Annotated in this window: 20 protein-coding genes; 12 read left to right on the plus strand and 8 right to left on the minus strand. The window is 68.5% G+C overall.

Annotation, left to right across the window (positions count from 1 at the left end):
• Position 1 precedes the first annotated feature (1 nt).
• Entirely contained in the window at positions 2–844 is an 843-nt protein-coding gene (gene ku, locus IEV96_RS02145) for a non-homologous end joining protein Ku (RefSeq protein ID WP_188509063.1), read from the plus strand.
• On the opposite strand, the gene IEV96_RS02150 is transcribed toward ku, so the two are convergent.
• From IEV96_RS02150 to IEV96_RS02160, 3 genes are read right to left on the minus strand one after another with little or no spacing between them, the layout of a single operon-like run.
• Positions 841–1,866 (minus strand): YihY/virulence factor BrkB family protein, encoded by a 1,026-nt coding sequence (locus tag IEV96_RS02150; RefSeq protein ID WP_188509064.1) that lies wholly within the window; start codon positions 1,864–1,866, stop codon positions 841–843. The genes ku and IEV96_RS02150 overlap by 4 nt on opposite strands.
• Complete coding sequence (locus IEV96_RS02155) at positions 1,863–2,363, minus strand: DUF6328 family protein (RefSeq protein WP_188509065.1); 501 nt, start codon at positions 2,361–2,363, stop codon at positions 1,863–1,865. The genes IEV96_RS02150 and IEV96_RS02155 overlap by 4 nt, the downstream gene beginning before the upstream one ends.
• The gene (locus tag IEV96_RS02160) at positions 2,360–3,859 is read right to left on the minus strand and encodes a DNA-3-methyladenine glycosylase 2 family protein (protein WP_188509066.1); all 1,500 of its coding nucleotides are present in this window, start codon (positions 3,857–3,859) and stop codon (positions 2,360–2,362) included. Before IEV96_RS02160 ends, IEV96_RS02155 begins: the two co-directional genes overlap by 4 nt.
• An 86-nt stretch (positions 3,860–3,945) precedes the next feature.
• Between IEV96_RS02160 and IEV96_RS02165 the strand changes: the two genes are divergently transcribed.
• From IEV96_RS02165 to IEV96_RS02190, 6 genes are all read left to right on the plus strand, one after another.
• The gene (locus tag IEV96_RS02165; RefSeq protein WP_188509067.1) at positions 3,946–5,337 is read left to right on the plus strand and encodes an FAD-binding oxidoreductase; all 1,392 of its coding nucleotides are present in this window, start codon (positions 3,946–3,948) and stop codon (positions 5,335–5,337) included.
• A gap of 27 nt (positions 5,338–5,364) precedes the next feature.
• Positions 5,365–6,141, plus strand: coding sequence for an MDR/zinc-dependent alcohol dehydrogenase-like family protein (locus tag IEV96_RS02170; protein ID WP_188509068.1), 777 nt, complete (start codon positions 5,365–5,367; stop codon positions 6,139–6,141).
• 69 nt (positions 6,142–6,210) lie between these two features.
• Positions 6,211–7,455 (plus strand): PrsW family intramembrane metalloprotease, encoded by a 1,245-nt coding sequence (locus IEV96_RS02175; protein ID WP_188509069.1) that lies wholly within the window; start codon positions 6,211–6,213, stop codon positions 7,453–7,455.
• A 235-nt stretch (positions 7,456–7,690) separates the two neighbouring features.
• Positions 7,691–9,916 (plus strand): HelD family protein, encoded by a 2,226-nt coding sequence (locus tag IEV96_RS02180; protein ID WP_188509070.1) that lies wholly within the window; start codon positions 7,691–7,693, stop codon positions 9,914–9,916.
• A gap of 175 nt (positions 9,917–10,091) precedes the next feature.
• Positions 10,092–10,925, plus strand: coding sequence for a nuclease-related domain-containing protein (locus IEV96_RS02185; RefSeq protein ID WP_188509071.1), 834 nt, complete (start codon positions 10,092–10,094; stop codon positions 10,923–10,925).
• 23 nt (positions 10,926–10,948) lie between these two features.
• A complete protein-coding gene (locus IEV96_RS02190; RefSeq protein ID WP_188509072.1) occupies positions 10,949–12,055 on the plus strand; it encodes a Gfo/Idh/MocA family protein in 1,107 nt (368 codons plus the stop codon).
• A gap of 30 nt (positions 12,056–12,085) precedes the next feature.
• Here the strand turns inward: IEV96_RS02190 and IEV96_RS02195 are convergent, their stop codons facing one another.
• From IEV96_RS02195 to IEV96_RS02210, 4 genes are all read right to left on the minus strand, one after another.
• Positions 12,086–12,664 carry an HdeD family acid-resistance protein gene (locus IEV96_RS02195; RefSeq protein ID WP_188509073.1) on the minus strand — a complete coding sequence of 193 codons (579 nt, stop codon included), beginning with the start codon at positions 12,662–12,664 and terminating at the stop codon, positions 12,086–12,088.
• Positions 12,665–12,706: 42 nt separating this feature from the next.
• Positions 12,707–13,888 (minus strand): BTAD domain-containing putative transcriptional regulator, encoded by a 1,182-nt coding sequence (locus IEV96_RS02200; protein ID WP_188509074.1) that lies wholly within the window; start codon positions 13,886–13,888, stop codon positions 12,707–12,709.
• A gap of 91 nt (positions 13,889–13,979) precedes the next feature.
• Positions 13,980–15,050, minus strand: a complete 1,071-nt coding sequence (locus IEV96_RS02205) for a hypothetical protein (protein ID WP_188509075.1) — start codon at positions 15,048–15,050, stop codon at positions 13,980–13,982.
• 115 nt (positions 15,051–15,165) lie between these two features.
• Positions 15,166–16,353, minus strand: coding sequence for a MarP family serine protease (locus IEV96_RS02210; RefSeq protein ID WP_188509076.1), 1,188 nt, complete (start codon positions 16,351–16,353; stop codon positions 15,166–15,168).
• 213 nt (positions 16,354–16,566) lie between these two features.
• Here IEV96_RS02210 and IEV96_RS02215 point away from each other — a divergent pair, with 213 nt between their 5' ends.
• Together IEV96_RS02215 and IEV96_RS02220 are read left to right on the plus strand one after the other, a co-directional pair.
• Positions 16,567–17,859, plus strand: a complete 1,293-nt coding sequence (locus tag IEV96_RS02215; protein WP_188509077.1) for a S1C family serine protease — start codon at positions 16,567–16,569, stop codon at positions 17,857–17,859.
• A gap of 211 nt (positions 17,860–18,070) precedes the next feature.
• Entirely contained in the window at positions 18,071–19,138 is a 1,068-nt protein-coding gene (locus IEV96_RS02220; protein ID WP_188509078.1) for a nuclease-related domain-containing protein, read from the plus strand.
• Positions 19,139–19,182: 44 nt separating this feature from the next.
• Here IEV96_RS02220 and IEV96_RS02225 read toward each other — a convergent pair whose 3' ends face one another.
• Complete coding sequence (locus tag IEV96_RS02225) at positions 19,183–20,526, minus strand: HNH endonuclease signature motif containing protein (protein WP_188509079.1); 1,344 nt, start codon at positions 20,524–20,526, stop codon at positions 19,183–19,185.
• 603 nt (positions 20,527–21,129) lie between these two features.
• Here IEV96_RS02225 and IEV96_RS02230 point away from each other — a divergent pair.
• The 3 genes from IEV96_RS02230 (at position 21,130) to rpsO (ending at position 23,009) form a co-directional block, all read left to right on the plus strand.
• A complete protein-coding gene (locus IEV96_RS02230) occupies positions 21,130–22,143 on the plus strand; it encodes a hypothetical protein (protein WP_229732960.1) in 1,014 nt (337 codons plus the stop codon).
• A gap of 2 nt (positions 22,144–22,145) precedes the next feature.
• On the plus strand, positions 22,146–22,604 hold the full coding sequence (locus tag IEV96_RS02235) for a hypothetical protein (RefSeq protein ID WP_188509081.1): 459 nt from the start codon (positions 22,146–22,148) through the stop codon (positions 22,602–22,604).
• 135 nt (positions 22,605–22,739) lie between these two features.
• Positions 22,740–23,009: a 30S ribosomal protein S15 gene (gene rpsO, locus IEV96_RS02240; protein WP_188509082.1), complete on the plus strand. Its 270-nt coding sequence runs from the start codon at positions 22,740–22,742 to the stop codon at positions 23,007–23,009.
• Positions 23,010–23,031 lie beyond the last annotated feature (22 nt).

Below are 23,031 nucleotides of genomic sequence, written 5' to 3' on the forward strand. Positions count from 1 at the left end.
TATGAGAGCCATCTGGAAGGGCGCGATCACGTTCGGGCTCGTCAACGTGCCCGTGAAGGTCTACAGCGCCACGGAAGACCACGACATCTCGCTGCACCAGGTGCACGACAAGGACGGCGGGCGCATCCGCTACCAGCGACGGTGCGAGATCTGCGGCAAGGTCATCGACTTCGACCACATCGACAAGGCCTACGACGACGGCGAGCGTACTGTGGTGCTCACCGACGACGACCTGCACTCGCTGCCGCAGGAGCGTAGCCGGGAGATCGACGTGGTCGAATTCGTGCCCAACGAGCAGATCGACCCGATCATGTTCGACCGCAGCTACTTCCTCGAGCCCGACTCGAAGTCGAACAAGGCCTATGCGCTGCTGCGCCGTACGCTCGAGGAGACCGAGCGCACCGCGATCGTGCACTTCGCGCTGCGGCAGAAGACCAGGCTGGGCGCGCTGCGGGTACGCGGCGACGTGCTGATGCTGCAGTCGCTGCTCTGGGACGACGAGGTGCGCGAAGCCAAGTTCCCCGCGCTAGACGAGCGGGTGCGGCTGTCGGCCAAGGAGTTGGAGATGTCGCACGCCCTGGTCGAGTCGTTCGAGTCGGACTTCACCCCCGGCAAGTTCAGCGACGACTACCAGATCGAACTGCGTCAGCTGATCGACGCGAAGCTCGAGAAGGGCGACACGGTGAGCACCGAGGAGACCTTCGGCGAGCGCCCCGAGGACGACGGCGGCGAGGTGCTCGACCTGATGGAGGCCCTGCGGCGCAGCGTCGAATCCAGCCGAGGAGCCGCCAAGAAGAAGGCGCCGGCGGCGAAGAAGGCACCGGCGAAGAAGGCGGCCAGCTAGTCGGTCGCTCGTTCCCCCGTCGCACCGTTCAGCACGGCCGCATCGCGGATCGCCTTGCCGTCGCGCACGTCGTCCGCCCGTTGCCGGGCGAGCACGAGGTTGCGTGTGGTGTCGCGCAGGGGAAGCTGAACGGTCTCCTCGGCGGCCACGCCCGCGCCGAGTTGGCGCAGCCGCACGACCTCGGCGTCGAACTCGGCGCCGAGCACGAGCACGAGGTTGGTGAGGTAGAGCCAGAGCAGCAGCACGATGCCGCCGCCGATCCAGCCGTAGACGCGGTCGTACTGGCCGACGGTCGCGACGTAGACCGCGAAGCCCGCGGTGGCGAGCGCCCAGGTGACGATAGCGAACACCGCGCCCCACGACACCCAGCGAACGCGTAGGTGCCGCACGTTCGGCGTGTAGTAGTAGAGGACTGCGGCGACGGTGACGGCGAGCCCGGCGAGCACCGGCCACTTGCCGATGTTCCACGCCGTGACCCACGGTTCGGCCAGGCCGACGGTCTCGGCGATCGAGGCGGCGACCCGCGGGGTCGTGACCAGGATGAGCAGGATCGCGCCGAACGCCAGCATCAGCACGAGCGTCACGAGCATCATGAGGCCGCGGAACTTCCAGAGCCGGCGGCCCTCGAGCACCTCGTAGGTGGTGTTGATCGTGCGGCCGAACGCCGTCGCGTAGGCCGACAGGGTCCAGAGCAGCAGCCAGATGCCGATGGCGAGTGCGATGCCGGGGTTGTCGATCGTGAGGAACGACCGCAGCGGATCCTCGAGCGCCTCCACCGTCGACTTCTGCACGAATTCGCCGACGACGGCGAGGATGCTCTCGACCGCGTGGTCGCGGTCGCGCACGATGGCGAAGCTCGAGACCACGACGAGCGCGCCCGGGAAGAGGGCGAGGGCGGCGAAGAAGGTCAGGGCCGCGGCCGAGTCGATACCCCGGTGCCGCACGAATCCGTGCCGGGCGCGGCGCACCGCGTACCGCCACGATGCGCGGGGGATGCCGCGGCTGGTCTGCGCCGTGTTCACGGACGCCGGTCGGGGTGCACGAGCACGGGGAGCAGGATCCAGATGCCGAGGATAACCACGAGCGTCGCGCCGCCGGCGATGAAGCCGGCCGTGTTGCCGACGACGACGTCGAAGATGAGCATGATCGTGCCGGTGAGCACGAGCGCGACGCCGACGAGCGTCGCCTTGAGGATGACGTTGGTGATGCGCACGATCTGCGCCTTCGCCCCCTCGCGGAAGAGGTAGCGGTGGAGGCTCACGGGAGCGAGCCCCAGCGCGGTCGTGAGCGCCGCGAGCACGACGAGCACGAGATAGACGTCGACCTGGAACTGGTCGAGGTCGGCGAATCTCGGCTGGAAGGCGAGGGTGAGCAAAAAGCCCGTCAGGATCTGAGTGCCGGTCTGGGTGACGCGCAGCTCCTGCAGGAGTTCCGCCCAGTTGCGCTCGAGGCGGTCGGTCTCGGTCTCGTCGCCGGGCGGCGTGCTGCCGATCTCTGCTGCGGGATGGTGCTCGTTCATCCCACGATCGTACGGGCCCGCGCGTCGCGCGCCGTAACCCGCGCCCGCCACAGGTGCAGGGTCGCATAGCTGCGCCACGGCGCCCAGCGCTCGCCGTGGTTCGCGAGCGCCTTCCGGGTGCTCGCGAGGCCCAGGCTGCCCGCCGTCTGCAGCACGACGAGGTCGCTCGCCAGCAGCACGTCGGGGTTGCCGAGCACGCGCATCGCGAGGTAGCCGGCCGTCCACGGTCCGACCCCGGGGAGCGCGACCAGCCGCTCGGTGAACTCGCCGACGGGCGTGCCCAGGTCGAGAGCGAGTCCGCCGTTTGCCGCAGCCTCGGCGACGCCCATGATGGTGCGCACCCGTGCGGCGGGACCGCGGATGACGCCCTCGCTTCCGGCCATCTGCGCGGCGGTGGGGAAGAGGCCGTCTGTGCCGAGTTCGGTGGTGAGCCTGGCGAGCACGGTGCGGGCCGCGGCGACCGAGATCTGCTGGCCGACGAGCGTGCGGAAAAGGGTCTCCTCCGCGTCGAGGCTGCCGGGCAGGCGCAGCCCGGGAAGCGCGGCGACGAGCGGAGCGAGCGTGTCGTCCGTCGACAACGCCGCGTCTATCGCCACCGAGTCGGCGTCGAGGTCGAAGAGGCGGCGCACCCGGGTGACGAGGGTCGAGACATCCGCGAGACTGTCGAGTTTCGCCTCGCACCGCACCGCGGCCGGTCCGTCGAGCGAGAGTCGCACCGTCGCGAGGCCGTGCGGCAGGCGCACGCGACGCTCGAACGTGCCGCCGTCGACGGTCTCGAGCCCGGCGACGGCGTGATCGCCGAGGAACCCGAGGAGCCCCTCGCCGTCGAACGGGGCGCGCGCGGGCAGTCGCAGGCTGATCGAGGCGCCGTCCGTCGCGGCGGCGGGCAGGCGCTTGGCCCGCCTCAGCGCGGACGGCGTGCTCTCGTAGACGGCCGCGATGGTGTCGTTGAACTGCCGGATGCTGGAGAACCCCGCCGCGAATGCGACATCGGCAATGGAGAGCTCCGTCGACAGCAGCAGCGTGCGCGCGTTCTGCGCGCGATTGGCGCGGGCGAGCGCGAGCGGGCCGGCCCCGAGCTCCGCGACGAGCACGCGGGTGAGGTGACGCGTGGTGTAGCCGAGGCGGGCGGCGAGTCCGGTCACGCCGTCACGCTCGACGACGCCGTCGGCGATGAGGCGCATGGCGCGGGAGGCGAGATCGTCGTTGGTGTTCCAGTCGGGGGAGCCGGGCACGGCGTCGGGCAGGCAGCGTTTGCAGGCGCGGAGTCCCGCCTCGTGCGCGGCCGCCGCCGTGCGGTAGAACGACACATTCTTCGCGTGCGGCGTCATCGCGGGACAGCTCGGGCGGCAGTAGATGCCGGTGGAATGGACACCGGTGATGAACTGGCCGTCGAAACGGGAGTCCCGCGACGACATCGCACGGTACCGCTCGGCGAAGCGGGGGTCGTGTGTCGCGGTGTGCACGGTCGAGGTGTGCACGGTCGGGGTGTTCATGTTCCTAGGGTCGCACCCTTCACCCCCGACCACTAGCGGGTTTCGGACACGGCTCGCGCGCGGCAGCCGCGGCTTAGGCTGGACCTGTGAACCACATCGTCGCCCTCCTCCAGGCCGAACTCGGCAGCGCCGTCTCCGTGGACCCCGTCGAACTCGACGCCTGCCGGCTCGACAAGTCGGGCCACCGCTCCGAGTCCGCGCCGCTCGCCATCGTGAACGCCGAGAGCATCGAGCAGGTGCAGGCCACCATGCGGATCGCGACCGCCACCGGCACACCCGTCGTAGTACGGGGTGCGGGCACGGGCCTGGCCGGGGCGGCCATCGCGAGCCAGGGCGAGATCGTGTTGTCCACGCTGCGGATGACCCGGATCCTCGAGATCTCCGAGGACGACGAACTCGCGGTGGTGGAGCCCGGCATCATCAACGCGCAGCTCAACGCGGCACTCGAGCCGAAGGGACTCTGGTTCGCGCCCGATCCCGCGAGCCGCGCTATCTCGACGGTGGGCGGCAACATCGCCACGAACGCGGGCGGACTGCTCTGCGCGAAGTACGGGGTGACGCGCGAGGCGGTGCTCGGACTCAAGATCGTGCTGGCCGACGGCCGGCTCATGTCGCTCGGGCACCGCACCGTGAAGGGGGTGACGGGACTCGACCTCGTCGGCCTGCTGATCGGATCGGAGGGCACCCTCGGTGTCATCGTCGAGGCGACGGTGAAGCTGCGGCGACTGCCCACCGGTGTGCCGACCACGATCGGCGCCTACTTCGCCACCGTAGAGGAGGCGGCGCGGGCGGCCTCGGTCATCACGGCATCGGGACTGCGCCCGGCGATCATGGAACTGCTCGACCCGCGCGCGATGCGGTGGATCGCCGAATACCTTGGGGTCGACGCGCGCGCCGAGTCTTTCCTGCTCGTGCAGACCGACGGCGAGGGGGCCGCGACAGAAGCCAAGGGCGCCCTCGACGTCATCCGTTCCCTCGGGGGAGACGCGACCATCACCACCGACACCGCCGAGGCGAACCGTCTCCTCGCGCTGCGCCGGTCGTTCCATCCCGCCATGGAGTCCCGGGGCACCGTGCTGATCGAGGACGTGTGTGTGCCGCGCAGCGCCCTGCCCGCCATGTTCCACGCGATCGACGAGATCGCCGACCGCTTCGGTGTGACCATCGCCACGGTCGCCCACGCCGGCGACGGCAACCTGCACCCGAACTTCGTGTTCGACGACTCCGCGGGCGACGGTGTGCCCGAGGTGATCTGGGAGGCCGCGCACGAGATGTTCCTCACGGCCCTCCGGCTCGGTGGCACGCTGACCGGCGAACACGGCGTCGGACTCTTGAAGAAGAGATGGCTTCGTGGCGAGCTCGGCGACGACCAGGTGGAGCTGCAGCGCGACATCAAGCGCGTCTTCGACCCGAGCGGTATTCTGAATCCGGGCAAGCTGTTCTCCGTGGAGGAAGAACACAGCGTTCTCACGGAATAACGAGGGTGCACCCGGTGTTTTGTCGATATGACCCTAGTCGGTAATACCCCTGCAGACACCCGTTCCACAGACACCCGTTCCACCGCGGCCGCGTTCTCCACGCCCGCGAAGACACCCCGCGTTTCCACCGCCCGTCCCCGCACGCGTGACGGTCTCGCCCGCCCGAAGACCGGCGAGGTGCGGGTGCGCATCGGCGCACTGGGCCTCAGCTCTCTCGGCATCCAGGCCGCGGGTCTCGTCTCCGCGGTCGGGCCCGACGCCGGAGGTTTCGCCGCGGGCGACCGCGTCTCGTACCGCACGGCCATGCCCGTCGGCGAGTCCAGCCCGTACGCGACCGGCGGACTCAGCACCGTCGTGCCCGAGCGCGAGCTCATCGGCTTCCCCAAAGACGTCGCCCTCGAGGCGGCCGCGGCCTACCTGCCCCTCGGGCTCGTCGCGCGCACGGTCGTGAAGCAGCTCCACTCGGTGGGTCGCGGCAACCGTGTCGTGATCGACGACGACACCACGGGAGCCTCGGCGTTCGTCGCCGCGTGGGTTCTCGACCTGGGCGCCGAAGTCGTCGGGGCCGGCGACAGGGCCGACGTCGTGATCACGGCCGACGACTTCGCCGCCGCCCGCCGCTGGCGCTACGCCAACGGTCTCGCGCAGATCGCGGCCGCCGACGTCTTCAACGAGGTGCGGCGCGGGATCTTCGACCACATCCCCGTCACCACCTACCCGATCGCCGACGCCGAGCGCGCTCGCACCGAGCTCGTGCAGCGCGTCGCGGCGAGCCCGATCGTGCTTCTCCCCGCGGCGGCGTAGCTCCGACACGGAGCGATCCCGCCCGGGCATTGCGCTCGCCGGCAATCGCCCGCCCGGTAAGGTCGCTGCATGACCGTGAGTGATCCTGCGCCCGTGACAGACGCGAGCCCGCCCGCCCAGGCCCCCGTCGAGGTGCGGCAGGCCGCGTCGGTCGTGTCGGGGCTCGCGCCCGACCAGCCGGTCAAGCGCAGCCGCGGTCTCACCGCGATCGGCGTCGTCGGCATCGCCATCGTCGCGCTGATCGGGCTCGCGGTGATCGCCTACCTCTTCGCCGGACTCGGGCCGGTCGCGTTCGCGATCGGCGGTTTCCTCGCCCTCGTCCCGCTGGCGATCGTGCTGTTGGGCGTGCACTGGATCGACCGCTGGGAACCCGAGCCCCGTGGCATCCTCGTCTTCGCGTTCCTCTGGGGCGCAGCCGCCTCGGTAGCCGTCGCACTCATCGTCGGTGCCCAGCTCGACGCCATCCTCGCGGCCATCGGCGGAAGCGCGGGCGGTCGGGAATTCCTCGCCTCGGTCGTCGAGGCCCCGCTCGTCGAGGAGGGCGCCAAGGGGCTCGGCCTGCTGCTGATCTTCTGGTTCGCGCGCAAACACTTCGACGGTCCCATCGACGGCCTCGTATACGCCGCCTGGGTCGCGGGAGGGTTCGCCTTCACCGAGAACATCCTCTACTTCGGCGTGCAGCTGCTCACGGCGGGCAACGTCGACGGTGGGCTCGTCGAGATCTTCATCGCGCGCGGCATCATGTCGCCGTTCGCGCACGTGATGTTCACCGCCTGCACCGGTATCGCCCTCGGTTTCGCCGCCCGCCGCACCAGCGCGATCGGAGCGGTCGGGGTCTTCCTCGTCGGCCTCGTCCCCGCGGTCCTGCTGCACGCGTTCTGGAACGGCTCGCTCTACTTCGTCAGCGACTTCTACGGCTACTACGCGATCGTGCAGTTCCCGCTCTTCGCACTCGGGGTGCTTATCGTGCTGTTCCTGCGCCGCCAGGAGGCGAGCCTCACCCACGACCGGCTCAGCGAGTACGCCGCCGTCGGCTGGTTCAACCGCGACGAGATCAACGCGCTTGCGACCGGTGCCGGCCGCCGCCGCGCGCAGGCCTGGGCCAACCGGTACGGCGTCGGGCGGATCATGCGCACCTACACCAGGGACGCCACCCGGCTCGCTTTCACGAGGCAGCGGATCGTGACCGGTCGCGCGAGCATCGGAGCAGAGGCGGATGAAGCGGCTCTCCTCACCTCCATCGTCGCCACGCGTGCCGCGCTCAACGCGGCCGTCGCCGGTCGCGCGCCCGTCGGTTCCCGCACCGTGCGGTGAATAGACCGTGCGCTGAAACGACCCTGCGCTGAAAGAAGGAACTCGTCGCCCAGTGGCGCGGCGTTGCCTGCGGCTCAAACTGGGCGACGAGTTGATCTGCCCACAATGGTGCTCCTGCGCCCGCCGGAATGCAATAGCGGACCCGGATCGCCCGGTGCCCCGCCCGGACAGCGGAGTGCACATCCCGGCCACCCGGACAACGTAGGCTGGATACCCTGATTTCGAGGGGTGTGTTGTGGCTTCAGCCGATCTGACCAGCGAGCGCGAGTACGTGGCGGCTCTCTATGCGAGGCTCGACGAACTGCGCGACGACGCCAGGGAACAGCTCGAGGCGGTGCGCAGGACGAACCAGGGCGGCACCCACCAGAACCGCTCGGAGCGCGACGCGTTCGCGCGCATCTACGAGGACCGCGTGAGCCAGCTCACCGAGATCGACGAGCGTCTCGCCTTCGGCCGGCTCGAGCTCGAGCCCGTCGGCGACGACCCCACGCTGCGCTACATCGGCCGCATCGGGCTGCGCGACGAGAACCTGCAGCCGATCCTGCTCGACTGGCGTGTGCCCCAGGCCCGCGCCTTCTACCAAGCCACCGCCGCCACGCCGCTCGGCGCCCGCGCCCGCCGGCACATCACCAGCAAGGGCCGCGAGGTCGTCCGCGTCGACGACGAGATCTTCGATGCCGCGATGCTCGAGGGCGACACCAGCAACCTGCAGGGCGAGGCCGCTCTGCTCGCCACCCTGACGGCGCAGCGAACCGGTCGGATGGGCGACATCGTCGCGACCATCCAGGCCGAGCAGGACCGCATCATCCGCTCCGACCTGCGCGGCGTGCTCGTGGTGCAGGGCGGTCCGGGAACCGGCAAGACCGCCGTCGCCCTACACCGTGCCGCGTACCTGTTGTATTCGTATCGCGACCGGCTCGCGACATCCGGCGTTCTCATCGTCGGACCCAGCCGCTCCTTCCTGCAGTACATCGAGGCCGTGCTGCCTTCGCTCGGCGAGACCGGTGTTGTGCTCTCGAGTGTCGGCCAGCTCTATCCGGGACTCGATACGGCGACGGACGATGATCAGGATGTCGCGGTGCTGAAGGGTTCGCTCGAGATGGCCGCGCTGCTCGCGCGTGCCGTGAAGTCGCGCCAGGTCGTTCCCCGCGAACCGCAGACGGTCGAAATCAACGGCGAATACCTGGTGGTCGAGCCGCAGCTCATCCAGAACGCCATGCACCGCGCGTGGGAGACCCGCAAGCCGCACAACGTGGCCCGTGCCACGTTCAACAAGGCCGCCATCAACGCGCTCAGCAAGCAGCTCGCCGCCCAGCTGCGCGACCACGGCAACACGATCGAGGACAGCGACCAGGCCTGGCTGCGCGAAGACATCCGCACCGCCGACGACGTCAAGGTCGCACTCAACACCGCGTGGATTCCGCTCACGCCGCAAAAACTGCTGCAGGACCTCTACGCGCGACCGCAGTGGCTCGCCTCGCTCACGCCCGACTGGACCCCCGAGAAGCGTGCCCTGCTGCGCCGCGACCGCGACGCCGCGTTCACGGTGAGCGACGTGCCGCTGCTCGACGAGGCGGCCGAACTGCTGGGATCGGCCGGTGGCGGCGGAGACGCCGAGAAGCGCGAGCGCAAGCAGCAGCGCAAGCGTGATATCGAGAACGCCGAGCAGTCGATCCGCAACATGGGCGTCGAGGGTCTCGTCGACGCCGAGTCGCTCGCAGACGGCTTCGAGGCCGCGGTCGAGCGCGGGTCGACCGCCGATCTCGCCGCCGCCGACCGCACCTGGGCCTACGGGCACATCGTGGTCGACGAGGCGCAAGAACTGTCGCCGATGCAGTGGCGGATCCTGATCCGTCGCAACCCGCAGAAGTCGTTCACGATCGTCGGCGACGTGGCACAGGCCAGCGCCGCCGCCGCATCGTCGAGCTGGGCCGATGCCCTGCAGCCCCTCTTCGCCGACAGCTGGCGGCTCGAAGAGCTCACCGTCAACTACCGCACGCCCGCGCAGATCGCGGAGACCGCCGAGTCGATGGCGATCGCGCACGGCCTGTCGATCACCCGGTCGCGGTCGGTGCGGTCGAGCGAGTGGCCGGTCGCCGTCGTCGAGTCGACCGACGTGCTCGCCGCCACCGCCGACGCCGTCGAGAGCGACCGCGCCATCGACGCGCTCGGCACGATCGCGGTCATCGCCAGCGAATCGCTCGTCGAATCCATCACCGCCCGTCTGACCGAGACGTTCGGTTCCGACGTCGGGCGGGGAGCGGCCGGCCTCAACCGCGCCGTGGCGGTGCTCACCCCGCAGGAGTCGAAGGGTCTCGAGTTCGACGCGGCCATCGTGGTCGAGCCGCAGCTCATCGTCGACGAGATCGGGCGCGGTGCCGCGGCGCTCTACGTTGCGATGACCCGACCGACGCAGCGCCTGCACCTGGTGACGACGGGCCCGCTTCCCGTCGGCATCTAACTCTGACGCTCCCGCCCGACAAATCCGGAACCCGGCGTTCGCCCGTACGTCGCAAACACGTCACCTCATATTTGGGGGTATCTCAGCACCACCAAGTAGGCGAGAGTAGTACGGGTCGAGCGACGGGACGGGGATCCGCGTCGCTCCAGACACGGCGCGCGGGCGAGGGAACACCATGACGGACGGCGAGGGGTCTCCGCGCGATCCCGCTCAGCTCGACAATCTGCCCGGACAGTCGGCGATCATCGAGCTGCTGCGCGTGCAGTCCCAGGTGCCGGGGCGCTCGCGACTCGCCAGCCTGTTCGGCATCAGCCCGCTCAGCGTCGAGTCCCGCCCCTGGTACGACGCCGCGGTGAGCGAGATCGAGGTCGGCGACGCCCTCGCGCGTCTCGGAGACGGCTGGGTCGTGCTGCACGCCCTGCCCGTCGGCTCCGGTACGACCGACATCGACCACGTCGTCATCGGGCCGGGCGGCGTGTTCATCATCAACACGAAGAGCCACCCGGGGCAGGCGGTGTGGGCGTCCCAGCGGGCGTTCCTCGTGTCGGGCGTCCGGCACCCCTACATCCGCAACATGGAATACGAGATGGGTCGGGTCGAGCGGCTGCTCGGTTCCGCCTCGGGCATCCCGGTCGAGGTCGGGGGCATACTCGCGGTCGTCGCCGCCAAGAGCATCACGGTTCCCGAGAAGCACCGCGACGTGACGGTCCTCTCCACGGCGTCGCTCGTGCAGTGGCTGCTCGAGCGCACCGTCGTGCTCGGGCCGACGCAGGTGACCGCGATCGGCGCAGCCGCACAGCTGGCGACGACCTGGCAGCCCGACGCCGAGCCCGTCGGTGACAAGGACGCCCTGCGCGAACGGTTCGCCGCGCTGCGGGCGCAGGTGCGTCGCGCGTGGCGGCTGCAGGTGGCGTGGGCGACCGTCTTGACGGTCGTCGGTGCGGGCGGCTTCGTGCTCGTGACCTACTCGATACTGTTGAACGCACTGGGCGCCCTCGGCACCCGTTAGCCCGTCCACACAGGAAGGCCGCAATGCCGCAGCCCGCAGCCCAGTCGCCAGCCCAGCCCGAAGCCACGCCAGCCGTCATCGGACTCATCGGAGCGGGCTGGCGGGCGGAGTACTTCCTGCGCATCGCCCGCGACCTCCCCGACCGCTTCGTGGTCGCGCGGGTGCTCGTGCGCACCGAGGAGTCCGCGTCATCCGTCGCTCACAAATGGGGCGTCGCTACGGGGACGAGCCTCGCCGACTTCGTGAAGAACGACTTCGACTACGTCGTCGTGTCCGCCCCGTGGGACGCCGTGCCCGAACTCATCGTGGCCCTCGTCGCCGCCGGCATCCCGGTGCTGAGCGAGACGCCTCCGGCTCCGGATGTCGCGGCTCTCCGCCGACTGTGGGGGAGTGTGGGCGGTGCCCCCGTCCAGGTCGCGGAGCAGTACCACCTGCAGCCCCACCACGCCGCCCGTCTCGCCGTCGTGCGGTCGGGACTGATCGGCGAGGTCTCGAGCGCGCGGGTCTCGGTCGCGCACGGCTACCACGGCGTCAGCCTCGCGCGGCTCTACCTCGGCGTCGGGTTCGACCCGGTCACCGTCCGCGCCGACGCGCTGACCGACCCGCTGCTGTCGTCGAACGGCCGCGCTGGCTGGCACGACGAACTCGAGGCGGTTGCGGGCAAGCGCACCGTGGCCCTGCTCCGGTTCGGCGAGAAGTCCGCGGCGTTCGACTTCACCGACGAGCAGTACTTCTCGCCGGTGCGGTCGCGCCACCTGTCGGTGCGCGGCACCCGCGGGGAGATCTGGGACAACACGGTGAACCACCTGGTCGGTGTCGGAAACCCGGCGACCGGCGAACTGCTGCGCGACGTCACGGGCGTCGAGAGCGAGCTTTCGGGCAATCACCTGCGCCGTGTCACGCTGCACGCCCAGACCTACTTCGAGAACCGGTTCGCGCCGGCCCGGCTCAACGACGACGAGATCGCCGTGGCGGAGACGATGCACCGCATGGCGGTGTTCGTCACCACGGGGGAACCGTTCTACTCCCTCGCCGAGGCGAGCCACGACCACCACCTGGGGCTGCTCATCGACGAGGCTGCCGCGACCGGCGAGACCGTGCGGTCGGAGCCCATGCCCTGGCAGGCGTAGGCTCAGGCCCCTCCGCCTGCCCAGACCTCGTTACATGCTCGCGACGCTGTGCCTGCGGGGCAGGGTGAGCAGGGTCGAGACGCTGACCACGATGAGCAGGATGGCGCCGAAGATGAGGAACGCCGACACGGCCAGGTTCGGGAGCGTGAAGGTGACGATCCCCGCGATGATCGAGATCACGCCGCTCACCAGGGCGAGCCAGCGCGGGGAGACCACGCCCTGGATTCCCGCCATGATGTCGATGACGCCCTCGGCGATCCAACCGAAGCCGATCACGAACGCCAGCACGATCAGCGAGCGTTCGGGGCTGGCGAGGCAGTAGACCCCGGCGGCGACCACGAGCAGGCCGAGGATGCCGGTGAGCCAGCGCATACCGGTCGTGGAGTCGTGTGCGAGGAACGCGACGGTAATGCGGAAGATGCCCGACACGACGAGGTAGATGCCGAACACAATGGCGATCGTGACGAGGGTCGCGTTCGGCCAGACCAGGGCGATGATGCCGAGCACGATGCCGACGACCGCGACCGCGACGAGCTCGCCGCGGTGCACGCTGATGAAGCTCGACGGGAGACCCGGGAGTGCGTTCTGCTCGTATGTCATAGCGCCCATGCTGGCACTGCCGGCGGGCCGGGGGAAGATCGTGACGAAATTTTAGGGCGAGTCCGGCCTGCGGATTGCCGCGACGAGGCCGGTGATCCTCGGCGTCGGTTCGAGGCCGAGCAGGCTCTGCAGCGTCGAGCGGTAGCGCTCGAAGACGCGCAGCGCCTCGGACTGGTTGCCCTCGGCGAGGTGCACGCGGATGAGGGTGGCGTGTGCGCTCTCGCGCAACGGTTCGACCTTGATGGCCGCTCGCGCCGCGCCGGCAGCGTCGGCGAGGCGTCCGGCATCGACCAGGTAGGCGGCCTGCGCCTCGAGCGCGCTCATGCGCAGTTGGCGCCAGTCCTCGGCCTCGGCGATCACCCAGTCGTCGTACCAGTCGGGAAGCAGTTCGAGCGAGAGCAGCCGTACCGCGGCGGCGGAGAGGTCGGCCTCGCGCGGCGGGTGCTCGGTCTGCAGCAGGCGCCGGGCCAGCGCCTGGCCGTCACGCAGGTCGACGACGACCGCCTCGGCGAGGCTGAGTCCGGGGCTGGCCGAGAGGATGGCGTCGCGGGTGGCCGCATCCAATCGGGACAGCGCGGATCGCAGGCTGATGCCGGCGCGCTCGTCCGATACCTCCGGCCACATGGCGCCCGCCATGGCGATGCGCGCCACGGCCCGGTCGTGCAGCGCGAGGAAGGCGAGCAACCGTTGCGAGCCGACCGAGAGGGCCGCGACGGCTGTACCGCTCACGCGCAGTTCGAAGCTGCCCAGCAGGGAGATCTCGATCAGCAGGGGAGCCGTGGTCGCGACCGCGGTCGGACGGAAGCGGAGGGCTTCGGCCGCGGGGGAGATCGCCCGTTCCGTCACGGGCGAGACCGCCCAGCTGTCGGCCCAGGTGCTCAGCGCCACGATCACCGGTTCGAGATTGCGGCCGTTCTGGGTGAGGACGTAGCTGTCGTCACCCTGGTGGCGGGTGTGGGTGGCGGTCATCAGTCCGGCGCCCACGAACCCGTCGAGCCGGGCGGCCAGGATGTCCGGCTCGACGGCGACGCGGCGTTCGAACTCGGAGAAGCGCGTCACATCGTGGAAGATCGCCTCGCGGATGATCAGCAGACTCCACCGTTCGCCCACCGCTTCGAGCGCCCGCGACGGGGTGAAGTTGGTGGTGCGAGACGCATGACCCGTGGTCTGCGCACGGCTCGGTTCGTTGCGCTCGTATGACGGTTCTTCGGCCGCGGCGCGGACTAGTTTCATGAGTGTGGCTCCGCTCCTTGCGTCCTGCAAGATTAGCGGAAGACCGCGGAAGACCGACATTTCACGAGGCCTGTGGCGGGCGAGTCGCGCGCTACACGGTGTGCTGACGACGACGACGGATCGCGACCAGCGAGAGCGTCGCACCCGTGGCAAGCGCGAGCAGGGCGATCATCGCCGGCAGCTGCGGGTCGACGCCCGTCGCGGCGAGTTCCTCCGCGGCCGCGGCGCGGACCAACGGCGTGCCCGGGGCGACGACGGGCGCGGCGACAGGGGCGACGACGGGAGCGGCGCCGGTCGGCGGTACGGGAGCGGCGGGCACCACGTCGGGGGCGGGGACTATCCCGCCGACGCCGGGCACCTGGATCGGTACGGGGGTGCCGAGCGGAGGTCCGACATACGTCACGTTTGCGCCGCGGTTGATCAGCTGCACGGAGCAGAACATGAGCGCGCCGCCGCCATTGGCCGAGCCGTTGCACTGGTTGACGCTGATGGGAATAAGTGCGGTCTCTGTCGACGGTCCGACCGCGCAGTTGACGCGGGTGGGTGCGCCGCCGCCGTTGACGGAGCCGTTGCACTGGGTGATGGTGGCGCCGGTCGTGGTGTCGTAGCGGTCGCAGTTCAGCGTGGAGTCTCCGCCGCCGGTTCCCGATCCGGCGCACTGGTTGACGGTGGCGGGCGTGATCGTCGCCGCGCCGGTGATCTCGTTGATGAGCTGTACGGCGCAGATGACGACGCCGCCTCCCGCGTTGCCCGAGCCGTTGCACTGGTCGACCGTCGTGGTGATCTCGTTGTAGGAGGTGACCACGACGGGGCCGCAGACGGTCGCGGCCGGAGCGCCGATGCACTCGCCGACGGTGACCGTGGACGAGCCGACCCCCGTCGTCACGTCGACCGTGTTGACGATCGTGACCTGGCACTCGACCTGTGCGGCTGCCGCGTTGTAGACACTGTTGCACTGGTTGATGGTGACGGCGGCTGACGCCGAGCCGACGACGCCGATCGGGGCTATGGCGAGCACGCTCGCGACGAGCGCGATGGCGAGCAAAATCAGTGTGGCGCGAATCCTGGTGGCGCGGATCCCGGTCGTGTCGGGCCGGCCTTCGCTCATCGGGCCGTCTTGGAGCGCGGTGCCCCGGCGCGCCCCCATCGTGTGCTTGTTCATGTGAATCCCCTCGGTTGTAGCTGCAGTGTGGAGCAGCATCCGTTACGGGACCGTCACGGGGACGTGACATCCGCAACTTTTTCGGGACGAATTTTGGGCAGCGAGGTGGGGCGGCCTATCCGCGCACGCACGCTCCCGACGCGACCGTCTCGGTGAGGCTGGGGGCCTGGGCAGCGACGGGGGCGAGCTCGTTGGCGGTGAGGGCGTAGCCGACGTTGGCGAGATCGGCGCTCTTGGCGAAGACCACACCGACGACCGCGCCGTCGGTGGAGAGGAGCGGTCCGCCCGAGTTTCCCTCGCGCACGTCGGCGGCGAGCGTGTAGATCTCCCGGCTGCTCGCCGAGTCGCCGTAGATGTCGTCGACGGAGGTCGTCGCTATCGACAGCACCTTCGCGGGTCTGGTGCTGAAGGGCCCGCCGTAGGGGTAGCCGTCGACGACGCCGACGGCTCCGCGCTCGAGATTCGGCGCGACGGGTAGTGGCCTCGCCGTCATGCCGCTCACGGCGATCACCGCCACGTCTGTCGCGGGGTCGAAGTAGACGACCCGGCCGGCGAGCGCGCCGCCGCCCGGCACCTCGACGACGGGTTCGGTGACGCCGGCGACCACATGCGCGTTGGTGACGACGCGGTCGGCCGCGACGACGAAGCCGCTGCCGGTCTGGTTCTGGCCGCACTCGTAGGCGTTGCCGGTAATGCGCACCACGGACGCCGCGGCGGTGATCAGCGCGTCGGTGGACGTTTCGCCGCGTGGCAGGTCGGGCGACGTGGTGATGCCGCCGAGCGCCTCGGTGATGAGCGGGAGTCCGTCGTCGACGACCGTCGCCCGCAGCTGGGCGAGGAAGCCTTCGACGGGATCCGGTGTGAGGTCGCTGATGCCGCGCAGCACGGTGGACGCGCCGATGGCCTGCGAGAGCGCCGGGACGCCCAGCGCCGTCACGCTCAGCGCGAGCAGGGCGGCCATGAGCGCGGCCGCGACGCCGTTGACGATCGCGCCGAGCACGCGGTCGACGAAGCGCAGCGGCGACCGCTTGAGTCCGGATCGGATCGAGCGCCCGATCGAGGCGCCGAAGGAGTGCCCGAAGATCACGAGCGCGATGGCGGCGAAGACGGTCGCGACGATGCGCCACATCGGTTCCGGCACCCAGGATCCGACGAGCGGGATCGCGAAGTAGGCCACGACCGCACCCGCCGCCACCCCGAGGAGCGCGAAGGCGCTGTGTAGCAGGCCGCGGCGGTACCCGGCGACGACGTAGGAGGCGAGAAGAACGAGCAACAGCAGGTCGAGGATCCACGCTTCGCCCATGTCGTCCTCCGTGTCATCCGTATCGCCCCTGGCTTCCATCCGGGGCGGTGCAGCTATGAGCGTACGGTGCGCAACCGATAGCGGATGTCGTGGCCAACGTTCGTGCACGGGCAACTCATAGTCGGGGTGCTGTCGGGTGTCGGCTGAGTCATACGGCTCTCATAGGAAACGGGAGTGTCCTGTTCTCACTAGCCCACCCACACAGGAGCCCCCATGGAAGAGAACACCGCACCCGTCGTCCCCGCGTACGCCGTCACGTCGACGGAGACCGCGCCTCCGCTCGCCCCGGACGCCGCGCCGGGACGCGCTCGCCGCCGGCGCACCACTCTCTTCCTCGTGGGCGGGGTGACCGCGCTCGCCCTGTGCATCGGTGGCGGGGGAGTCGCCCTCGGGGTGGGTATCGCGGCCGCCGACAATGTCGCCGCCATCTCCGCGCTCGAGCAGAGGGCGTCCGACACCTACGGTTCGGCGCAGAGCGGGACCTTCCAGCCGACGTCGCCGTTCGGCGGCAGTTCGGGAACCGGCACCGGTACCGGTACCGCCACGAGCACCAGTACCACCGCCACGGCCGCGACCGACGCGCAGAAGCTCGGTGTGGTCACCATTCTCTCCGACCTCTACTACAGCGAGACCTCGCAGGCCGCCGGTACCGGCATCGTGCTCACCTCGAGCGGGCAGATCCTCACCAACAACCACGTGGTCGAGGGTGCGACGAGCATCGAGGTCACGGTCGAGTCGACGGGCGAGACGTACCGGGCCGAGGTGGTCGGTACGGATGCCACGGACGATATCGCCGTGCTGCAGCTGGAGACGTCGTCGGGTAAAGCGGTGTCGGGGCTGACCGCGGCGTCGCTCGACGACGACACCCTCGCGTTCGGCGACGCGATCACGTCGGTCGGCAACGCGGAAGGGATGGGCGACCTCGTGGCTGCCGCGGGCACGGTGACAGCGCTGGACGAGAACATCACCGTCGGCAACGAGGGCACCGGGACATCCGAAAGCCTGACCGGTCTGATCCAGATCGACGCCGACGTCGTCTCCGGCGATTCGGGCGGGCCGCTCGTCGACGCCGAGGGCGAGGTGGCCGGTGTCGTCACGGCCGCGTCGTCGGGGACCGCGGACATCACCGGGTTCGCTATCCCGATCGCGACCGCGATGACTATCGCCGAGCAGATCCTGGCCGGCGACGAGTCGGGCAACGTGTCGATCGGTGCGCCGGCCTTCCTCGGCGTGCAGCTCGCCACCACCCAAGGCACCGCGGGGGTCACGCTCGGCGGGGCAATCGCCGGCACGCCTGCGGCGAGCGCCGGCCTGGTCGCGGGCGACGTGATCACGGACATGGACGGCGTCACGATCACGGCCACCGACACGCTCAGTGCATCGGACGTGCTCAGCGCCGCCATCGCCGCGCACGAGGTGGGCGACTCGGTCACCCTCGGCTATACGACCGCCGCGGGAGTCGCGAGCACCGTGGTGGTGACGCTGATGGCAGGACCCGCCGCGTAACTCCACCGAGCGCCACGGGCTGGACGCTCCGCGCTCGGACCACCGCGGTCCCGTCGATCCCCCCCGGTCGGCGGGGCCGTGCTGTGTCTCGCGCCGCCCGCACGTTCGCCCGCCCGTTCCCGTTCGCCGGGAAGATGCTGGTCGCGCCCCGTTCTGGGTCTGTGCGTGGGGGAGCGGCGCCCGTAGCCTCGGTGGAGGAAGTGGGGGACACATGACCGACATCAGGCAGAACGGCGCACCGTCCGCACCGCCCTCGCCGCCCGAGTTCGCCGAGCCGTCGCTGTCCAAAGTCCGCCCGAGCGCGCAACAGCTCGCCGTGCAGGCGATCGCGTCGGAGGCTCTTGTGGCACCCGCGTCGGTGACTGCGGTCGCGTCGGCGCCCTTGTCTGTCCCGGCTCTCCCGCCCAGCTCCGCACTCGCGCACGATCTCGCGCTCGCCGCAGCCGGATCCCTGCGCTCGCGCGTCCCCGCCTTCGCCCTGATGAAGGAGTGTCTCCGCGTCCAGTCGAGCGCTCCGGAACGCTCCGCACTGGCGCGCGTGCTCGGACGCGAGCCGCTGCATCCGGATGCCCTCAGCTGGTATCGCGGCGCCGTCGGCGAACTGCAGGTCGCACGCGTCTTGGGCAAGCTCGACCCGCGATGGACGGTGCTCCAAGCGGTGCCCGTCGGCTCGGCCGGTGCCGACATCGACCACGTGCTGATCGGCCTCGGCGGGACATTCACGATCAACACCAAGAACCACGGGGGCAAGAAGGTGTGGGCGGCCGGCACGACGTTTATGGTCAACGGGCAGAAGCTCGCCCATATCCACCACTCAACGTTCGAGGCGCAGCGCGCGGCCCGGCTGCTCACCGACGCGACGGGCACGTCGGTGTCGGTCACGCCGCTCATCGTCCTCGTGAATCCGGCTTCGCTCGCGCGCAAGATGCCTGACGTGACGGTTCTGGATGCGACGGAACTCCTCCGCTGGATCAGACGCCAGCCGCAAATGCAGACGGATGCCACGGTCGCCCGCATCACCTGGGCCGCCGCACGACGCGACACCTGGACGACGCTGGTGGATGACGGTGCCGTGCCGGCCAAGAGTCCCGGGCACGTCGAAGACGACTACGAGCAGCAATTCGCCGCCCGCCGCGCCGAGGTCGACGCGGCGCAGTCGCGGCGGCGAGCCTGGTCGCTGCTCGTAGCCCTCGCCTTCCTCTCCGGCGTGGTCGGAGCGACCCTACTGCTTGCGCCGTTCATCCCCGAGATCCTCTCGAAGCTGGTCGGCGGCCTGTAGCGCACCGCCGGCGCGGCCAGATACCGGCGCCCGCTACCCGCCGTTCATGCGGCCTCCGGTAGCTGCGTGGCCGGATGCGTCAGGTAGGTGCGCCCGCTCGGCAACTCCCACTCGATGTCGCCGTTGGGCAGGTTGCGCATCTTCACGCGGGTGTGGGTTCTCACCTTGTGGTGATCGGCGCAGAGGCAGGCGAGATTGCCGAGCTTGGTCGTGCCGCCCCCGGCCCACTCGCGCGTGTGGTCGAGTTCGGCGTGGGTAGCCGGTTGCTCGCATCCGATCGCCCGGCAGACCCCGTCGCGCACGCGCACCACATTCTTGAGATCGGCGGGCACGGCATACGTCGTGCGGTCGAAGTCGAGGATCGCGCTCGATACCGGATGCACGAGTAGTCGGGTGAAGCTCGGCGCCGTCGCGGCGATCTGCCGGGCGGTCTCGGGATCGATCGGCCCGTACCCCTCGAGATCGCCCGGCTCGTCAGTACGGCCAAGCAGCGTCATAACCGGAACGGTCACCAACACCTTGGGCCGAATGCCGTGCCCGACGTTGGGCCGCGGCCCGCCCGTGCCCTCTAATGTGGCCTCGCAGGTGTCGCCGGTGAGCAGCAGGTCGGTGAAGGCGTCCGCCCGTTTCTGCGCCATCGTGCGTTCGTCGCCCTCGATCGTGGGTGCGCCCGCGATCGTTGTGAGCCGGTCGCGAATGGCCTGCACGACCTCCGCGCTCAGGGTCGCGCCGATCACGGCCATGCCGTCGTCGCCCGGCTCGAACCACACCGTGCGCTTCTCGACCGCCTCGATGTGGCGCTCGACGCTCGACGAGGGCTGCAGCCTCTCGCGCAACCGGATCGCCGCCTTCTTCAGCTTCGGCACCGTGACCTCTTTGGCGGGCGGCAGCAGCGTCTGCTCGAACTCTTCGATGCTTCCGTCGGGCACCGACGAACCCTGGTCGATCATCACGCGAGCGTGGGGGTAGCTGATCGAGCCCTCCCTCAGTGCCGTGAGGGTCTCGGGCAGCCGGTTCACCAGCAGCTTGCTCTGCCAGATCAGGTTGCGCGCCGTGTTGTCGCTCACGCGCAGCACGCCGACGAGCTCCATCACGACGATCTTCTCGGCGCACACCCGCTCACTCCAGCCGTGGTCGCCCGGCGAATCGCTCGCCGCAAACGACATCTGTTCGCTGCAGACCCGCAGCCGGTCGATCGCCGCCGCCCGCGCCGCATGGGCCGAGGCGATGGCGCGCTCGGCCTCCTCGACGTCGTCAAGCGCGGCCCGGTACTGGGCAAGACAGGGATCGGGAGGAATAACATCGGGTGGCGGGTCGCACAAACCCCTGCCACCGTCGGCCGACACGGGGTACGTGTCGGCGGCCGGATCGTTCTCTGCTTCGTTCATGCCGACATAGAAAGCGACCCCACCGACACCGCCCGCATCTCTCCACAGTCCTGTGAACACACGATGCCATGTGAAGGTCAAGCGGAGCTCGGATGATCAGCCCCTCCGTGAGCAGGCCCCTTCCATAGGCGATACGTCTGCGACGACGTCACAGTTCTCATCTCGTCCCGAAAGGGCGCGTAGACCGTGTTCGGCGACCAACCCGTCGGCAGTTGCGCCCTCTAGTAGGTCACAGCAAACGCAGATGTTGCCGACTTCGTCGCCCTCGCTGTCCCAACCGATGTGATCGACGCGGACAACTTGAAGGTGGATGTCGCCACTAATGTGAATCACGATTGCATCCGCCAAATAGCGAACGCTAGCCGCCTCGATCGGCAGTGCAACGTAACTGCTCGTCAATTCCGATAGCGCCGAGGACAGGGATGTCACGTCATACCACAAGCAGGAGCATGGGCCGACGTGCATCCCAAAGATCGATGTCGGAAGGATGAAATTCCTGGACTCTCGCCAATTGGTTCGATTCGGATAGTCCCGTTTAGGGGGCTATGTCGAATGAGTCATTCTCGATTACTGTGGTGCGGAAAGCAAACAGTTTCCAGATGAATGCAGTGGAGCAAAATGACAGGTCGACGGGTCCAGTTTTGGCGAATCAATGATGGGCCGGGTGCCGCGTTGTCGTTCAAGTTCCCCGCCAAGAAGGTGGTTACCGCGCTGAAAAGAGCTGAATTAGTAAGCGGCGCGCGATATTTTCAATGCGTGGATGGAGTGAACCTCCTCGCCGAGGCCCGGTTGATCCCCGGAAAGAGACCGGGGCTCGCACTCTACAACCGACGCAGCGTGAATCTCCCACGTCAGGAGCAAGACGGAGTTATATCGGACCTCAACTTGCCCCGCCGAGGTACCCTCGCAGAAGCCACGTTCGTCACCTTCTTCCCGCGAAACATTGTCGGCGTGCTTTACAACTATCAGGGGCCCGCGGCCTCGCGGCTGCCGGAATACTTGAACGCAAAGCTGGGTGTCGATATCTCAATTTCGCCAGTATTTCGTAGCGATGCTTTCGACGTTTTGTCGCGAATGGATTTGAGCAAGCTATCCATCTCCATCGAGGCTGATCAAGCACACTTACTCAGCGGCAGCAGCAGCGGCAGCGGCAGCGGGGAGGCAACTTCTACTGGACTCGCGCGGATCGTGGACGATGCTGCAAACTACAGCCAAGGGGGCGTCATAGAGATCACCATGTCCGTTGGGCGCAGAGGTCTTATTGAAGAGCGGCATGCAATCCGAGAGCGGATCCACGCCACCGCTATGTCGCTCGCTCGCGGAACTGGACTCGAATACTTCAACAAAGCGAAGGCGGAAGGCCGTGACCCGAGCAGCGGCGATTCCGTAAGCGTCGACCTAATCCGAGATCGGCTTGTCCACTCTGTAACGGTCGACGAAGAGACGCGAGGGTCAGTCGAAGTCCTGACGGAAGCTGCCTTCGCGTCGATCAACTCAGCATGGTCCGAGTCACGATCATTCCTGGAGTCTGAGTTCGATGAAGTTGATTCGCAAGCTGAACCTGGCTATGTCGGAGGGTGGGTCTCTACTCGACGTCAGGACGAAGATTTGGAGTAGCGATGATACACAGATGGGTCGACCGCCCCGCATTCGATTGGCTAGTTGCCGGTTTGATGGGGGTGTTTACCTTCTTCTTTGTTGACTTGGTGTCCGAGTCGGTAAACGGAAGCCGCGCTATTTTAGTGTCGCTTTTTCAGGGACTTGCGGCTATCGCGATTACACTCGCCGGTTTTGTTCTCACCACCATCACGCTTTTGGTGGGGCAGTTGAAATCAAAGGTCGACACCCTTAATGCCAAGTGGAAACCCGGGTCGAGTCGAGAGATTGGCGAGCTTATGTTTAAGCCACTCATCTTTCTCGTGCTGGCATTTGCATCCTCTATCGCTGTCGTTGTGGCGAGCGGGCAGCAAGGCATATTTCGCACGATTGTTATCGCGACTGCTTTGGGACTTGCGGCCGGCGCTTTTTCTGCACTCTGTCGGAACGTCTGGCTAATCTCCAGGTTGGTCAAGCAATAGCCTTCTTGCGAGGGGTATCGAACGCCGCCCATCCCAAACCTGCTAAACTCACAAGGTTGCCGTCAAACGGCCGCGGATAAAGAGAGCTGGCACATCCTGTGACCGGCACCGCGCAACGAGGGAAAGGGGTCATCTATGCCTTTAGCACCAGATGCCAAGAAAGCAATCATCGACGAGTACGCCACTCACCCTGGTGACACGGGAAGCCCCGAAGTGCAGGTCGCTATGCTGACCGCACGAATTCTGGACCTCACCGAGCACTTGAAAGAGCACAAGCACGACCACCACTCGCGTCGTGGACTGCTTCTGCTGGTCGGCCAGCGTCGTCGCTTGCTCGGCTACCTCGCAGACGTGAACATCGAGCGTTACCGCTCGCTGATCGCACGCCTCGGACTGCGCCGCTAGTTTGCTCCGCTAGGAACGAACC

Origin of the sequence: Conyzicola nivalis, assembly GCF_014639655.1 — a bacterium.
GTDB classification, from domain to species: domain Bacteria; phylum Actinomycetota; class Actinomycetes; order Actinomycetales; family Microbacteriaceae; genus Conyzicola; species Conyzicola nivalis.